Genomic DNA, 13,868 nt, shown 5'->3' with positions numbered 1-13,868 from the left:
CCTCCAGACGTCGTCGTCGGGGCGAGCCTACCCGGGGGCTCGTGGCTCATTGCGCCGTGGTGCGCACGACCCGGGTCGCAGCGTCACGCGCGCCGACGTCGGGCGAGCCGTCGCTGCAGCGCCGCGCGTGCGCCTTCTGCCACGGCCCGCGCGATCGCGGTGACATCGTCGACCGAGAATCGAGCCGCCGTGAGTGCGCGAGGAGCGCCGGCGTAGTAGTGCGCGCGCGTCAGGTACGGCCTGCCGAACATCCGCGACACCGCGATCTGGTGCACGGAGGCGGCGTGCACCAGGTGCAGCCGGTCGCCGACGTAGAGCGTGGTGAGGGCCACCATGTGCTGCGCGGACTCGAAGGTCATGCGCGAGCAGAGCACGCGACCGATCGAGAACGAGAGCAGCAGCGCGAGCGCGACGCCCACGATGCCGAGCCAGAGCGGCAGGTCCTGGTCGGCCACCAGCCATGCCAGTCCGGCTGCTGGCGCGATGCTGACCAGCAGGAGCGCGGCTCCGCGGAGCGCCCCGGCCCGCCCGGTGAGCGGTGAGGCCGGCGCTCGCTCGTGCAGCAGCTCCTCCACGACCCTGTCGACGACCCGCGAGGGGAGAGACGGCAGGAGCAGATTCGTGCCGAGCTGCGCTGCGCTGTCGGTGGTGAGCAGACCGAGCCGGACGCGGCCGAGGATCATCTCGATCAGATTGCGCTTGAGCGTCGCCCCGGCGATCGCGGACGCATCGATGGTGCGGTGGCGGCGCTCGATCGCGCCGTAGGCGATGGCGACGTCGCCGCCCTCGGTGACGCGCACCTCGAACCCCCAGAAGCGGAGCGCGGTCATCGCCGCGCCCGCGAGCACGATGACCAGTGCGACAACCGCGGCGGCGACCACGGCCCCGTCGCCCGCGAGCCGCAGGGCCGCCTGGTCGAGACCGAAGGTCTCGAGCATCTCCCAGAGCGCATACGCGGCTGCTGCGCCTGCGATCGCGAACTGGCCGAACACCAGGCTCGCGATCAGCAGGTCGGCGATCGTGGCGTGGTAGAGCGATCTGCCGCGGTCGGGGCGTGCGTGCCCCCCGGCCGCCGCGGCGGCCAACCCCGCGGATGGCTCGACCGTGGCGGTGCGCGCGTCCGGCGCGTCCGCGTGCCTCGCCGTCGCCTCCTCGCCGCTGCGATGGGAGTCCGCGAGCTGCCGGATCCGTGCGAGCGTTGGCTGGTCGACGGCCGGGATGACGACGCGCGCCGCCTCGCCGCCCGCCTGGGCGATGGTGACGTGCGCCAGGCCGAGCAGTCGGTGACCCCATGGCTCGGCGACATCGACCGCTCGCACGTCTCGCCAGGCGACAGTCTGGGTGCGGCGCTCGAGAAGACCGCTCACGTGCACGATCGCGCTGTCGCGCACGGCGACGCGCGTGGTCCACCACACGTACCAGGGATCGGTCAGCCGGATCGCGAGGAACGGGCCGATGAGCAGCCAGGCGATCGGACCCGGCCAGAGGTCTTCCTGCACGGTGTACAAGACGCCCGCGACGGTGAGCCCGATGATGCTGGTCAGATGCCCGAGGTAGGAGGCGCGCACCGAGCCTCGAGGCAGCCGCTGACCGTCAGGCGTCGGCATCATCACGCTGCGCACCGAGCACGACGCTCTGCAGCTCGCTGGCGGCCGCCGGTGTGAGCGGCGAGATCGCCTCTTCGTCGGCGATGCGGGTGAGGGTGACCTTGACCAGTCCGAGGCTGCGCAGGAGCGGACCCTGGGCGATCTCGACATTGAGGATCTGCGTCGTCGCGACGACGGTGGTGCGTCGGAACCAGCGGCCCCGCGCGACGTAGACGAAGTCGGGCGTCGCCGTGTAAGAGGTGGAGCGCACCTCGATGCGATTGAGCACCAGCAGATCGGTGACGGCGGAGAGCACGACGAAGACGGCCACCGCGATCAGGACCCCGAGCCTCCATCCGGGCTCATGGACGAGCAGCAGCGTCAGCGCGGTCGCGATCGCACCGACGGCAAGGATCGCGACGGCGCCGAGGATGGTGCGATAGCGCAGGGCCCCCGGTGCAAGCGAGTGCTCGCCAGGCGCGCCGTCGCGCGGCGGCTCGGTCGAAGCGCTGATGCGAACCGCCTCTCTCCTGGACACACCGTCGTCCGGGGCCAGAGCATTCACTGCTGGCGGAGTCATTGTAGGCATGGTGCCTCCACAGATGAGGTCGGAGCGCGGCCGGCGCCGATCGGTGCCGGCCGCGCTCGCTCGACTCAGAACAGGATGTTGAAGATCAGCCCCGCGATGGTGGCGTACGACAGGCCGGCAGCGAGCCAGCGCGACACCCGCGCGCGGTTCGCCCACATCCATCGGAGCATCGCGGGCAGACGGCGCCCGTACTTGAAGACCTGCCGGGCGAGCCAGCGAGCGAAGGGGCCGATGTCGATCATCAGGTGACGGCCCGGTAGATGAGCTCAGCGATCGTCGCGAAGGTCAGACCGCGCTCCAGCCAACGGATGACCGTGGGGCGTCGCGAGTAGGCGTACTTGATCATGCTGGCGAGCTTCTTGCCGTACTTCCAGCCCTGCTTGCCCAGCCAGGCCACGAACTTCAAGAACTTCCATGCTGCACCCATCGTCGGGTCCTTTCTCGGTGGGCTCCGCGCCAGTGCGGAACCTCGGGATCGACGCTATGGAGCGGGCTGCTGGAGCGGGTCCACCGACCGTCCACGAGCCGCCCCACCTTTTGCTCACTCCTGCGGCGACCTTCGGCCAGGCTCGGTGCAACAGACGTCTGCACCCGGGCGATGCGCCATTCCCGGCACTGCCGCAGCGCCCGTGCCGGACGCAGTCGAGCCCGTCCACCGCCGGCGGCGACCGGCAGGAGACGGGCTCGAGCAGCGCGGTGCCGCGCGCTAGCCGAAGATGGCGCGGTAGATGAGCTCGGCGATCGTGTAGAACGTGAGGCCCCGCTCGAGCCAGCGCATCACCGTGCTGCGGTGGCTCCACGCCCAGCGCACCATCGCCGGCACCTTCTTGCCGTACTTCCAAGCCTGCTTGCCCAGCCAGGCTACGAACTTCGCGAACTTCCAAGCAGCACCCATCGTCGGGTCCTCTCTCTCGACGGATCCCGCGCCAGTGCGGAACCTCGTCGTCACGGTAGAAAGCCCGACGCGGTCGGCGGATCCACCGGCTGTCGCTGCGTCGTTCCCCCATCCGGTGCGGTGGTTCGCGACGATTGGGCACGCGGTCTGCGACGAAGGTCAGGTGCGGCGCGGAATGCCGGGCATTACGTTCGGGGCATGACAGAACGAACGATGCGAACCGACCCCCGCTCGACGATCGCGATGCTCGTGGTGATCGTCGTGGTCACCGTGGCGCTGGGAGCGTTCGCGCAGCTCCCGTTCCTGATGAGTGGCCTCATCGCGGTCCCTGCTGGCCTCGTGGCGGCCGGGATCACGCATCTGATCCTCAACCGCAATCGTGGTGGCAGCAGCCGTTAGTGGAAGCTGACGATGTCCGCTCGTGCGGCACGGATGAGCGTCTGCACCCTGTCGCGCACGCCCCACTTCGCCATGACGCGACCCAGGTGCGTCTTGACCGTCGCCTCCGAGATGTGCAGCTCGCCGGCGATCTCGGAATTGGATCGTCCCTTCGCGAGCAGGCGCACGATGGCGAGCTCGCGCTCCGAGAGTGCCTCCGCAGAGGTCAGAGGCACCGGCTGAGCAGGCAGCGGGCTCCGCGAGATGGATTCGACGAGCTCTCTGGTCACCTGGGGCGAGACCACGTACGAACCGCTCAGCACATCCCGGATGGCCGCGACGAGCGCATCCGGTTCCGTGTCCTTCACCAAGTAGGCGGTGGCGCCCGCGCGCAGGGCCGGCACCAGGAAGCGCTCTGACGTGAAGGTCGTCAGCGCGATGACCCTGGTCATCGGCTGGGCGGCCAGCACGGCTCGCGTCGCCTCGACCCCGTTCATGACCGGCATCTGCATGTCCATGAGCACGACGTCGGGGCGCAGCGCCCGCGTCATCTGCACGGCAGCCGCACCGTCCGCGGCTTCGCCGACGACCGTCATGTCCTGAGCGCCTCGCACGAAGACGCTGAGCGCGTGACGCATGAGCGCTTCATCATCGACGATGAGGACGCGGATCGGTGACATGACCTTCAGTGTATGGACGTCACGCTCCGAACGTCGCGGATATTCGCGACCATTGGGTGGTGCGGCCGGTCAGCGGGGCCGCAAGACTCATGGCATTGCCCAAGGAGAGGTGCTTCAATGTCGAAGAGTCGTATGAGTGGCGCAGCCGCCGCATTCGTGTTCGTGATCGTGGTCTCGACCGGTGGCGCCCTGCCGTCGTCAGCGACGCCGGTGCACGAGGTGAGCAGCATCACCCAGGTCGTCGGCGCCGCTCCCATCACGCAGGCGCAGCCCGTGCAGGAGATCTTCTGGGAGCGTCTCTGCCGGATGCTGAAGCTCTGTGGCTGAAGCCTCGCCGGCCTAGCGGCAGAGTGGACCCATGCGGACTGGAGCAGCCGAGCGGCGACCGACACGACGTCATGCGCGAAGTGCGGGCGAGATCCGGTTGCTGAGCCGCCGAGCCCGCATCGCGCTGCTGGCGCTGGTCGGTGCCATCGCGGCCTTTGAGACCGCATGGCTGCTCACCGGTGCTTCCACCGCCCCGCTCATCAGCGACGTCGCCCAGGTTGTGCTGACGCTGAGCTTCGCGGTCTTCGCCTGGCGTCCCGCGGCGGCAGCGATGCTCTTGGTCGCCGGAGCCAGCGCGGCGCTGCTGCTCGACGTCGGCATCGTCTCGGTGCTGGTGCTGTCCGTGGCTGCAGGACTGGTGGTGGCAACCTGCAGCCGCGGGGTCGCGGTGGGCTACACGATCGCGCTCGCTGTGCTCGCGCTCATCGCGCCGGCGCGAGTCGAGGGCAGCGAGCCCGCTGACGTCGTGACTCTGCTCATCGTGGGCGCGCTGTCCTCGGCCGCAGGGCTCTACCTGCGACTGATGCGCGGCCGCGAGCGGAGGCTCTCTCGGGCGCTCGTCGAGCAGGACGCAGCGCGCGATGCCGCGACGCAGATCGAGCGGGACCGCATCGCCGACGAGCTGCACGACCTCATCGCGCACGAGCTCACCATCATCGCCATGCACGCGCAGGTGCTTCGACGCACCGACGAGCGCGAGCCTCGAGCGGTCGCCGAGCAGGCGATATCGGACGCTGCGCGCAAGGCGCTCGCCGATATCCGGCGCGTGCTCCACGTCGCGCAGGTGTCGCGCGATGAGCCGTACTTCGATGTGGACAGCGTGCGCAATCAGCTCCGGATCAGCCTGGACGACATCCGCGCGCAGATCGAGGCCACGGGAGGTTCGGTGGTGCTGCCGGCCGACGCAGCCGCGACCGTGGATGGGCTGTCTCCCAGCCTCGACACGACGCTCGGTCGGATCGCGAGAGAGGCGGCGACCAACGTGCTCAAGCACGCGGGTGCAGGGGCGACGGTGTCGATCGGCCTTGAGCGCACGGAGCACGAGGTTCGGCTGACCGTGCACGATCGCCCGGGTGTCGAGGCGAGCGAGCTGGACATCCCCAGCGGCGGCTACGGTCTCGCCAGGATGCGAGCGCGAGCCGAGGCGCTCGGCGGCTCGTTCGCGGCGGGCCAGTCCAATGGCGGTTGGCTCGTCGACGTGCGACTGCCGCTGGGCTGAGCGCGTCTCCGGCACGGCGTGGGCCGAGCGCCTACGATGGCTTCGTCGGCTTGTCCGACGTGAGCAGGTGCACGGCGGATCCCCCATTCGCCCTTCCTCTTCCTGCGGCGGCGCCCCCTCCCCCCAGGTGGGCGCCGCCTTCTCGCGCGGTCGTGCGCTTCTCCACAGGCGGCCCTCGCGCCGCCATCGGTGCGCGCTCGCCGCAGTACCGTCCGAGCCATGACTGCACTGACCGGGCCGGCGCTCGGGCGGGGGACGGGCATCCCGTTCGTCGCCGGGGGTGCGCGGCCGGCTGTGCTCGCGGTTGAGGCCGCGCGAACGGGGCTGGACGGAGGTGCCCTGCACGAGTTCGGGGAGCTCGCGCCGCTCGTCGCCGAGCCCGAGGTCACCGACGTGTTCGTCGCGGCGGGGACGGTCTGGGTGGACCGCGGCGTCGGACCCGAGCGCGTGCCGCTCGTGCTGGATGCGGCACGGGCCCGATCGCTCGCTGTCGCGCTGGTCGCTGCTGGCGGCCGTCACGTCGACGAGGCAACGCCGTGCGTGGATGTGCGGCTGCACGACGGCATCCGCGTGCACGCCGTGCTGCCGCCGGTGGCGGTGGCCGGCACGCAGCTCTCGATCCGGCTGCCGCGAGTCGCGGCGCTGTCGCTCGACGAGCTCGAACGAGGCGGGACGTTCTCGCTCGTATCGCTGGATCGCGTGCGCGCGCTCGTCGCGGGACGGGCCAACGTGCTGGTCGCGGGCGGCGGCGGCACCGGCAAGACGACGCTGCTGAGCGCGATGCTCTCCGAAGCTGCCTCGACCGAGCGCATCGTGACGATCGAGGATGTCGCCGAGCTGCGCATCCGCCACCCGCACGTGGTAGCGCTCGAGGCGCGGCAGGCGAACGCAGAGGGTGCGGGCGCGATCGGGCTGGAGCAGCTCGTGCGCGAGGCCCTGCGGATGCGACCGGATCGGCTGGTGCTGGGCGAGTGCCGCGGCTCGGAGGTGCGCGAGCTGCTCTCGGCGCTGAACACCGGACACGACGGCGGCGCCGGCACGCTGCATGCGAACTCGCTCGACGATGTGCCCGCGAGGCTCGAAGCGCTCGGGGCGCTCGCGAAGCTGACTCCTGCAGCCCTCGCACGTCAGGCGGTCAGCGCGATCGACGCGGTGCTGCACCTCGAGCGGAGCGCCGAGGGGCGCCGCGTCGCGGCGATCGGCGAGCTCGCCCTCGACGAGGAGCGGCTGGTGGTGCGAGCCACGTGAGCGGCAGGCAGGACGACACCGCGGCCGTCGTGCATCGCCTCGCCGCGCTGGTCGCGGGCGGTCTGCCGATCGAGCGAGCCTGGTCTGTGCTGGGCACGGATGCGGCGACGCTCGGCGCGCAGGAGGGCGGCAGTCTGGTCACGGCGGTGCTGGCGGTCGCTCAGGAGACGGGTGCACCGATGGCCCCGACGCTCGAGCGGCTCGCGGCGCTGCTGCGCGAGCAGGGAGCGCAGCAGCGATCGCTCGATGCGGCGCTCGCCGGGCCGCGCGCGACGGCGAAGCTCGTCATGGTGCTGCCGATCGTCGGCCTGGTGTTCGGGCTGGCGCTGGGGCTCGACGTGCTCGGCGCCGCTGTCAGCGGCGGGCTCGCGACCTGGTCGATGCTCGCGGGAGCGGGGCTGCTGGTCGCGGCGACGGCGTGGTCGCGCGCGATCGTGCGACGGGCGGCGTGCGGAGACCCCGCCCCGGGCCTCGCGCTCGACCTGGTCGCGGTGGCGCTCGCGGGCGGGGGAGCGGCGACTCGGGCTCGAGAGGTGACGGTCGCCGCGCTGGGGGCGGCAGGCGTGGAAGCGGGCGGATGGCGCGATGTCGACGCCGCGCTGGAGCTCGCGCGCCGGGCCGGGGTGCCGGTCCGCGGACTGCTGGTCGCCGAGGCCACCGCGACGCGCACCCGTGCTCGTCTCGACGGCGAGGCGCGAGCCGAGCGGGCAGCGGTGCAGCTCGCGCTGCCGCTCGGCGCGTGCGTGCTGCCCGCCTTCTCGCTGCTCGTGATCGTGCCGCTGGTGCTCTCGATGCTCGAGGGCGCGCTCGCCCCGCTCGCGTAGCGCCGCGGCGCTGCGCCGCCGGCATCCTCGCCGCCCGCGCCCGCGCCCGCCCCCGCGCCGCCCGCATCCGCCCAGACGCGTGTCAGCTTGTTGCACTCCGAGCGCCGAGAAACAGCAGCAACCTGACACGCGTCACCGGCGATGAGCACGGGGGCGGCGCGATTGCGGGGGAGGGGCGGGCGCGCGTGCGCGGCGCGGCGCCGCTGTCTGGGCGTCTCATCCACAGGTCGCACCGAGCGCCGCACCCGCGGGCGTCTCGCTCCTCCACCCTTGGGGCTCCAACAGAGAGGAGGCGAGCATGAGGATGCTCGAGAGACTGGTGCACGAGGAAGACGGCGCAGCGACGGCCGAGTACGTCATCGCGACGATGGCGGCCGTCGGGTTCGCGGGACTGCTGGTGGTGATCCTGCGCAGCGATGAGGTGCGCGGGATGCTCACCGACATGGTTCAGCGTGCGCTCACCGTGCAGTAGCAGCCACAACGGCGAGCTCGGCGCTGTGGCGGCCGAACTCGCCGCGGCGCTGCCGGCCGTGGTGCTGGCGCTCGGCGTCGCGGTCGGGGCAGTCGCCGCCGCCGCGACACAGGTGAGCCTGGAGCAGTCAGCAGGCGCCGCCGCACGAGCGGCAGGACGCGGCGACGCCCCGGGCGACTACGGCGAGGGAGCGGCGGTGCGCATCGAGCAGCAGGGTGAGCTCGTCTGCGCGGTGCTCAGCCGGCAGGTGCTCGCAGGAGCGCTGGAGCTGACGGCGCGCAGCTGCGCCCATGGCGGCGGCCGGTAGCGGTGGCGTCTCGTGACGGGAGCGGCCTTGCCGGCCGCTTCCTCCTCGACGAGCGGCGCGAGGACGGGCGGTGGGCGATGGCGTCTCGTGACGGCTGCGACCCTGCGGGTCGCGGCCCCAGCGACCGGCGTGCGCGGGGACGGGTGCAGCGCAAGCCGTGGGACTCGGGCGGAGATCGGGGCGCTGGCGTCGCCCTCGCGCTCGCGATCATCACGGCCGCGCTGCTGCTGGCGATGCTGATCGTCGGCACCGGCACGGCGGCGATCGCCCAGGCGCGTGCGGCGTCGGCGGCCGACGCCGCAGCCCTCGCGGCCGCGGATGCCCTCTCGGGATTTGCCGACGGCAGCCCGTGCGGCCTCGCACAGGCCGTCGCGACCGGCAGCGGAGCGCAGCTCAACGGATGCCGGATCGACGGCCTCGACGCGACCGTGACGGCGAGCGTGCCGGTGGGACCGTGGCGCGCATCGGTCATCGCACGAGCGGGGCCGCCTCGGTGACGCGGCCGACGGGCCGTGCGTCTGCGCCGCGAGCGAACGGCGGCGACTCGGCGGTGAGCGCAGGATGACACCGTGTGTATTGTGGCGACTCGTGACCCAGTCGGGTCCGTGACCCCAAGAAGCAGTGAGCGTGAGCATGGGCAAGAAGCTCGTCATCGTCGAGTCCCCGGCGAAGGGCAAGACGATCGAGCGGTACCTGGGCGATGGCTACCAGGTGCTGGCATCGGTCGGGCACATCCGCGACCTCGTGAGCCCGCGCGATCTCCCTGCCGAACTCAAGAAGGGACCGTACGGCAAGTTCGCGGTCGACGTCGAGAACGGATTCGCACCGTATTACGTCGTCAGCGACGAGAAGAAGAAGACCGTCGCCGAGCTGAAGAAGGCCCTCAAGGATGCCGACGAGCTCATCCTCGCAACGGATGAGGACCGCGAAGGCGAGGCCATCGCGTGGCACCTGCTCGAGGTGCTGAAGCCCAAGGTGCCGGTCAAGCGCATGGTGTTCCACGAGATCACCGAAGAGGCGATCCAGCAGGCCAAGGACGAGATGCGCGAGCTGAACATGCCCCTCGTCGATGCGCAGGAGACCCGCCGCATCCTCGACCGGCTGTACGGCTACGAAGTGAGCCCGGTGCTGTGGCGCAAGGTGCGGCAGGGGCTGTCAGCCGGCCGCGTGCAGTCGCCGACGGCCCGTCTGATCGTCGACCGCGAGCGCGAGCGCATGGCGTTCATCCATGCCGACTACTCGAGCCTGACCGCGCAGTTCGAGGCGGACGGCAGCAGGTTCGGCGCCCGGCTCGTGCGCCTGGACGGCGCGAAGGTCGCGACCGGCAGCGACTTCGACGACCGCGGTCAGATCAAGGGCGTCCGTACGATCCTCGACCCCTCCGCGGCCGAATCGCTCGCGACCGAGCTCGAGCAGAGTGCCTTCACCGTGGCCAGCGTCGAGTCGAAGCCCTACCGCCGCCGCCCGTCCGCGCCGTTCACCACCTCGACGCTGCAGCAGGAGGCCGGCCGCAAGCTGAAGCTGTCGGCGAAGCAGGCGATGTCGGTCGCGCAGTCGCTCTATGAGCAGGGCTACATCACCTATATGCGCACCGACTCGCCGTCGCTGTCGAAGCAGGCGATCCAGGCGGCGCGCTCGCAGGCCACAGCGCTCTACGGAGCCGGCTCGATCCCGCAGACCCCGCGCCACTACGCCGGCAAGTCGAAGTCGGCGCAGGAGGCGCACGAGGCGATCCGTCCGTCGGGCGAGCAGTTCCGCACTCCCGCAGAGGTGCGCAGCGCGCTCACGCCGAACGAGCAGCGCCTGTACGAGCTGATCTGGAAGCGCACGGTCGCGAGCCAGATGATCGACGCCACCGGTCAGACGGCGACCATCACGATCGCGAGCGACAAGACGAGCCGCGGCACGGCCGAGTTCACCGCATCCGGCACCGTCATCACCGAGCCAGGCTTCCTGCAGGCGTACGAGGAGTCGAAGGATGTCGCGCGCTACGCCGATGAGGCGGATGCATCCTCCGGCGAGTCCCGGCTGCCCGACGTCAAGGAGGGCAACCGGGTCGATCTCGCGGAGCTCGAGCAGAAGGCGCACGCCACGACGCCGCCCCCGCGATACACGGAGGCGAGCCTGGTGAAGGCGCTGGAGGAGCTGGAGATCGGGCGGCCCTCGACCTACGCCTCCATCATCGACACGATCGTTCGGCGCGGCTTCGTCACGCAGCGCGGCGGCGCGCTGGTGCCGAACTGGATCGCGTTCTCGACCATCAAGCTGCTCGAGGACAACCTGGGCGACTACGTCGACTACGACTTCACTGCCGAGGTGCTTGCTGACCTCGACCGCATCGCCGACGGCGAGCTCGACCGCAACGAGTGGCTGCAGCGCTTCTACTTCGGCGGCGACGCGCGCCCCGGGCTGAAGTCGACGGTCGAGAATCTCGGCGACATCGATGCGCGCGCGGTGAACTCGATCCCGGTCGCGGAGGGCGTGACGCTGCGCGTCGGCCAGTACGGGCCGTACCTCGAGGGCACGGGCCCCGACGGTGAGGTGAAGCGGGCGAACATCCCCGAGGACCTCACCCCCGATCAGCTCACGCCCGAGAAAGCGCAGGAGCTCTTCGCGGCCGAGCCGGTGCAGGATCGCGTGCTCGGCCAGCATCCCGAGTCCGGGCTCGACGTGGTCGTGAAGAACGGCCGGTTCGGTCCGTACATCGAGGAGGCGCTGCCGGTCGAGCTCGACGACGAGGGCAAGCCGGTCAAGCCCGCGAAGGGCAAGGCCGCGCCGAAGCCGCGCCGTGCATCGCTGTTCAAGTCGATGGAGCCAGACACGGTCGACTTCGAGACCGCACTCAAGCTGCTCGCGCTGCCGCGCGTGGTCGGCATCGACCCCGAGTCCGGCACCGAGATCAGCGCGCGGCCCGGCCGCTATGGGCCGTTCCTGTCGAAGGGCGACGACACCCGCTCGCTCGACGACGAGGAGCAGATCTTCTCGATCACGCTCGAGGGTGCGCTCGAGAAGTTCGCGCAGCCGAAGTACGGAGCGCGCAAGGCCGCGAGCGCGCTGAAGGAGTTCGACGCAGATCCCACCAGCGGCAAGCCCATCAAGCTGCGCGACGGGCGCTTCGGCCCGTACATCACCGACGGTGAGACGAACGCCACGATCCCGCGCGGCGAGGATGTCGAGGCCGTCACGTTCGAGCGGGCGGTCGAGCTGCTGCAGATCAAGCGCGAGAAGGGCCCGGCGAAGAAGCCTGCGAAAAAGCCCGCCGCGAAGAAGCCGGCTGCCAAGACGGCCGCGGCCAAGAAGCCGGCTGCGAAGACGGCCGCGGCCAAGAAGCCGGCTGCGAAGACGGCCGCGGCCAAAAAGCCGGCTGCCAAGACGACCGCTGCGAAGAAGCCGGCTGCGAAGACGGCGGCTGCGAAAAAGCCGGCTGCGAAGAAGACGCCGCCAGCCGACGCATGACCGGCGCGTTCATCACCCTCGAAGGCGGCGACGGCTCCGGCAAGTCGACGCAGGCGGCTCTGCTCCAGACCTGGCTCGAGGAGCAGGGCCGCTCGGTCGTGCGCACGCGCGAGCCCGGCGGCACCGAGTTGGGCGTCGAGATCCGGCGGCTCGTGCAGCACACCGAGGGCCACATCGCGCCGCGCGCGGAAGCACTGCTCTACGCCGCGGATCGCGCACAGCACGTGGCGACACTGGTGCGTCCTGCGCTCGAGCGCGGCGAGGTGGTGCTGCAGGATCGCTATCTCGACTCCTCGGTCGCATACCAGGGGGCCGGGCGCGAGCTCGATGGCCGGCAGATCCGTGACCTGTCGCTGTGGGCAACGGACGGCCTGCTGCCGCAGCTGACGATCCTGCTCGACATCGATCCGGCCCAGGGTCGCGAGCGGATGGCGGGGCGCGCGAACGCCCCCTACGACCGGCTCGAGGACATCGGGCTCGACTTCGCCCAGCGCGTTCGCGCCGCCTACCTGGAACTCGCCGACGCCGAGCCGACCCGGTTCGCGGTCGTGGACGCATCCGGCACGCCTGCGGCAGTGCACGCGGCGGTCGTGTCGCACGTGCGTGCCATGCTCGACGCGCGGCGCTGATCCGCGGAACCGAGGGAGTGCGCATGTCGGGCGGGTGGAGCGAGATCGTCGGCCAGGCCGAGGCGGTCGCGACGCTGCAGCGTGCCGCCGCCGACCAGAGCGGCCCTGACTCCTCGGGCGCGATGACGCATGCCTGGCTGCTCACCGGCCCGCCGGGATCCGGTCGCTCCAACCTCGCCTACGCGTTCGCAGCAGCGCTGCTGTCACGACCCGGCGGTATCGAGCCCGAGGTGGAGACGCTGGTCACCGCGCGCACGCATCCCGATCTCGTCACGCTCGCGACCGAGGGCGTGCTGATCACGATCGCGCAGGCACGTCAGGTGGTCCAGCGAGCATCGCTCGCGCCCTCGTCGTCGCGCTACCGCGTGGTCGTGGTCGAGGACGCCGACCGCATGGCCGAGCGCACCTCGAATGCGCTGCTCAAGGCGCTGGAGGAGCCGCCGCCGGAGACCGTCTGGATCCTCTGCGCGCCGAGCGAGGCCGATCTGCTGCCCACGATCCGCTCCCGCGTGCGGACGCTGACGCTGCAGGTGCCCGACCCCGTCGAGGTCGCGCGACTGCTGGTCGAGCGCGACGGCGTGGAACCCGCCATTGCGGAGCGCGCCGCGCGGGAGGCGCAGAGCCACATCGGTATGGCGCGCCGGCTGGCGACGAGCGAGGAGGCGCGCGCGCGGCGTGCGGAGACGCTGGAGATCGCGATGCGCGTCTCGACCGCCGCCTCCGCCGTGCTCGCCGCCGCCCGGTTCGTCGAGATCGCCACGGCCGACGCGGTCGCGCTGTCCGCCGAGCGCGACGACGCGGAGCGAGCGCAGGCGATGCACCAGCTGGGCATCGAGCCGGGCGGCACGGTGCCGCCGCAGCTCCGTCGGCAGCTGAAGGAGCTGGAGGAGGCGCAGAAGCAGCGCGCGAAGCGCGGCATGCGGGACGGCGTCGATCGGATCCTGGTGGATCTGCTCTCGCTCTACCGCGACATCCTCATGAGCCAGCTGGGTGTTGGGCGCGAGCTCGTGAACCACGCTATGCGGCCGACCGTGGAGGCCGCCGCCGGCTACCTCGCGCGGGCCGCCGTCATCGATGTGCTCGACGCGATCCGTCTCGCCCGCGAGCGCATCGGCGCGAACGTGCCGCCGCTGCTCGCACTCGAGGCGATGCTCGTCGTGGCGGCTCGCGCGGCGCAGCGCCGCTGAGCGCAGCCGACCGCAGCACGCGCTGCGCCCGACCCGTTCGCCGCGAAGCGAGAGGTTCCGAGACCTGCGGC

The 13,868-nt window shown here is 71.3% G+C and carries 17 protein-coding genes; 11 read left to right on the top strand and 6 right to left on the bottom strand.

The genetic code is table 11. The annotated features are described in order from the left end of the window. Positions 1 to 83: 83 nt before the first annotated feature. The 5 genes from ACJJVL_RS13485 to ACJJVL_RS13465 all read right to left on the bottom strand — a co-directional run bounded on the left by ACJJVL_RS13485 (position 84) and on the right by ACJJVL_RS13465 (position 3,070). Positions 84 to 1,610, bottom strand: a complete 1,527-nt coding sequence (locus ACJJVL_RS13485; RefSeq protein WP_405219726.1) for a PH domain-containing protein — start codon at positions 1,608 to 1,610, stop codon at positions 84 to 86. Further along, entirely contained in the window at positions 1,594 to 2,166 is a 573-nt protein-coding gene (locus ACJJVL_RS13480; protein ID WP_405219480.1) for a PH domain-containing protein, read from the bottom strand. Before ACJJVL_RS13480 ends, ACJJVL_RS13485 begins: the two co-directional genes overlap by 17 nt. A 74-nt stretch (positions 2,167 to 2,240) precedes the next feature. Further along, a complete protein-coding gene (locus ACJJVL_RS13475) occupies positions 2,241 to 2,417 on the bottom strand; it encodes an aureocin A53 family class IId bacteriocin (RefSeq protein ID WP_405219478.1) in 177 nt (58 codons plus the stop codon). Further along, complete coding sequence (locus tag ACJJVL_RS13470) at positions 2,417 to 2,602, bottom strand: aureocin A53 family class IId bacteriocin (protein ID WP_405219476.1); 186 nt, start codon at positions 2,600 to 2,602, stop codon at positions 2,417 to 2,419. The genes ACJJVL_RS13475 and ACJJVL_RS13470 overlap by 1 nt, the downstream gene beginning before the upstream one ends. A 279-nt stretch (positions 2,603 to 2,881) precedes the next feature. Beyond that, complete coding sequence (locus ACJJVL_RS13465) at positions 2,882 to 3,070, bottom strand: aureocin A53 family class IId bacteriocin (protein WP_405219474.1); 189 nt, start codon at positions 3,068 to 3,070, stop codon at positions 2,882 to 2,884. Between the two features lie 198 nt (positions 3,071 to 3,268). On the opposite strand from ACJJVL_RS13465, the gene ACJJVL_RS13460 reads away from it, so the two are divergent. After that, positions 3,269 to 3,469 (top strand): hypothetical protein, encoded by a 201-nt coding sequence (locus tag ACJJVL_RS13460; protein ID WP_405219472.1) that lies wholly within the window; start codon positions 3,269 to 3,271, stop codon positions 3,467 to 3,469. Here ACJJVL_RS13460 and ACJJVL_RS13455 read toward each other — a convergent pair. Continuing rightward, positions 3,466 to 4,128 (bottom strand): response regulator, encoded by a 663-nt coding sequence (locus ACJJVL_RS13455; protein ID WP_405219470.1) that lies wholly within the window; start codon positions 4,126 to 4,128, stop codon positions 3,466 to 3,468. The genes ACJJVL_RS13460 and ACJJVL_RS13455 overlap by 4 nt on opposite strands. 117 nt (positions 4,129 to 4,245) lie before the next feature. On the opposite strand from ACJJVL_RS13455, the gene ACJJVL_RS13450 reads away from it, so the two are divergent. From ACJJVL_RS13450 to ACJJVL_RS13405, 10 genes are all read left to right on the top strand, one after another. After that, positions 4,246 to 4,455: a hypothetical protein gene (locus ACJJVL_RS13450; RefSeq protein WP_405219468.1), complete on the top strand. Its 210-nt coding sequence runs from the start codon at positions 4,246 to 4,248 to the stop codon at positions 4,453 to 4,455. 31 nt (positions 4,456 to 4,486) lie between these two features. Continuing rightward, positions 4,487 to 5,674: a histidine kinase gene (locus ACJJVL_RS13445; protein WP_405219466.1), complete on the top strand. Its 1,188-nt coding sequence runs from the start codon at positions 4,487 to 4,489 to the stop codon at positions 5,672 to 5,674. A gap of 219 nt (positions 5,675 to 5,893) precedes the next feature. Then, positions 5,894 to 6,922: a TadA family conjugal transfer-associated ATPase gene (locus tag ACJJVL_RS13440; protein ID WP_405219464.1), complete on the top strand. Its 1,029-nt coding sequence runs from the start codon at positions 5,894 to 5,896 to the stop codon at positions 6,920 to 6,922. Beyond that, positions 6,919 to 7,746 carry a type II secretion system F family protein gene (locus ACJJVL_RS13435; protein ID WP_405219462.1) on the top strand — a complete coding sequence of 276 codons (828 nt, stop codon included), beginning with the start codon at positions 6,919 to 6,921 and terminating at the stop codon, positions 7,744 to 7,746. Before ACJJVL_RS13440 ends, ACJJVL_RS13435 begins: the two co-directional genes overlap by 4 nt. Positions 7,747 to 8,044: 298 nt before the next feature. Then, positions 8,045 to 8,218, top strand: coding sequence for a DUF4244 domain-containing protein (locus ACJJVL_RS13430; RefSeq protein WP_405219460.1), 174 nt, complete (start codon positions 8,045 to 8,047; stop codon positions 8,216 to 8,218). 25 nt (positions 8,219 to 8,243) lie between these two features. After that, the gene (locus tag ACJJVL_RS13425) at positions 8,244 to 8,525 is read left to right on the top strand and encodes a hypothetical protein (protein WP_405219458.1); all 282 of its coding nucleotides are present in this window, start codon (positions 8,244 to 8,246) and stop codon (positions 8,523 to 8,525) included. A gap of 143 nt (positions 8,526 to 8,668) precedes the next feature. After that, a complete protein-coding gene (locus ACJJVL_RS13420) occupies positions 8,669 to 9,022 on the top strand; it encodes an Rv3654c family TadE-like protein (RefSeq protein WP_405219456.1) in 354 nt (117 codons plus the stop codon). A 136-nt stretch (positions 9,023 to 9,158) separates the two neighbouring features. Continuing rightward, positions 9,159 to 11,981 (top strand): type I DNA topoisomerase, encoded by a 2,823-nt coding sequence (gene topA / locus ACJJVL_RS13415; RefSeq protein WP_405219723.1) that lies wholly within the window; start codon positions 9,159 to 9,161, stop codon positions 11,979 to 11,981. Continuing rightward, positions 11,978 to 12,610, top strand: coding sequence for a dTMP kinase (tmk, locus tag ACJJVL_RS13410; RefSeq protein WP_405219454.1), 633 nt, complete (start codon positions 11,978 to 11,980; stop codon positions 12,608 to 12,610). The genes topA and tmk overlap by 4 nt, the downstream gene beginning before the upstream one ends. 23 nt (positions 12,611 to 12,633) lie before the next feature. Next, complete coding sequence (locus ACJJVL_RS13405) at positions 12,634 to 13,797, top strand: DNA polymerase III subunit delta' (RefSeq protein ID WP_405219452.1); 1,164 nt, start codon at positions 12,634 to 12,636, stop codon at positions 13,795 to 13,797. Positions 13,798 to 13,868 lie beyond the last annotated feature (71 nt).

This window comes from Agrococcus sp. Ld7 (assembly GCF_045064095.1).
In the GTDB taxonomy this organism is placed as follows: Bacteria; Actinomycetota; Actinomycetes; order Actinomycetales; family Microbacteriaceae; genus Agrococcus.
This window is presented reverse-complemented; position numbering and strand designations above follow the sequence as displayed.

What these genes read in the sequence shown, in the direction of transcription:
- ACJJVL_RS13455 (WP_405219470.1), bottom strand. Translation starts at nt 4,128, where the DNA reads ATGTCACCGATCCGCGTCCTCATCGTCGATGATGAAGCGCTCATGCGT.
- ACJJVL_RS13445 (WP_405219466.1), top strand. Translation starts at nt 4,487, where the DNA reads ATGCGGACTGGAGCAGCCGAGCGGCGACCGACACGACGTCATGCGCGA.
- tmk (WP_405219454.1), top strand. Translation starts at nt 11,978, where the DNA reads ATGACCGGCGCGTTCATCACCCTCGAAGGCGGCGACGGCTCCGGCAAG.
- ACJJVL_RS13470 (WP_405219476.1), bottom strand. Translation starts at nt 2,602, where the DNA reads ATGGGTGCAGCATGGAAGTTCTTGAAGTTCGTGGCCTGGCTGGGCAAG.
- ACJJVL_RS13485 (WP_405219726.1), bottom strand. Translation starts at nt 1,610, where the DNA reads ATGATGCCGACGCCTGACGGTCAGCGGCTGCCTCGAGGCTCGGTGCGC.
- topA (WP_405219723.1), top strand. Translation starts at nt 9,159, where the DNA reads ATGGGCAAGAAGCTCGTCATCGTCGAGTCCCCGGCGAAGGGCAAGACG.
- ACJJVL_RS13475 (WP_405219478.1), bottom strand. Translation starts at nt 2,417, where the DNA reads ATGATCGACATCGGCCCCTTCGCTCGCTGGCTCGCCCGGCAGGTCTTC.
- ACJJVL_RS13405 (WP_405219452.1), top strand. Translation starts at nt 12,634, where the DNA reads ATGTCGGGCGGGTGGAGCGAGATCGTCGGCCAGGCCGAGGCGGTCGCG.
- ACJJVL_RS13450 (WP_405219468.1), top strand. Translation starts at nt 4,246, where the DNA reads ATGTCGAAGAGTCGTATGAGTGGCGCAGCCGCCGCATTCGTGTTCGTG.
- ACJJVL_RS13480 (WP_405219480.1), bottom strand. Translation starts at nt 2,166, where the DNA reads ATGACTCCGCCAGCAGTGAATGCTCTGGCCCCGGACGACGGTGTGTCC.
- ACJJVL_RS13440 (WP_405219464.1), top strand. Translation starts at nt 5,894, where the DNA reads ATGACTGCACTGACCGGGCCGGCGCTCGGGCGGGGGACGGGCATCCCG.
- ACJJVL_RS13465 (WP_405219474.1), bottom strand. Translation starts at nt 3,070, where the DNA reads ATGGGTGCTGCTTGGAAGTTCGCGAAGTTCGTAGCCTGGCTGGGCAAG.
- ACJJVL_RS13460 (WP_405219472.1), top strand. Translation starts at nt 3,269, where the DNA reads ATGACAGAACGAACGATGCGAACCGACCCCCGCTCGACGATCGCGATG.
- ACJJVL_RS13430 (WP_405219460.1), top strand. Translation starts at nt 8,045, where the DNA reads ATGAGGATGCTCGAGAGACTGGTGCACGAGGAAGACGGCGCAGCGACG.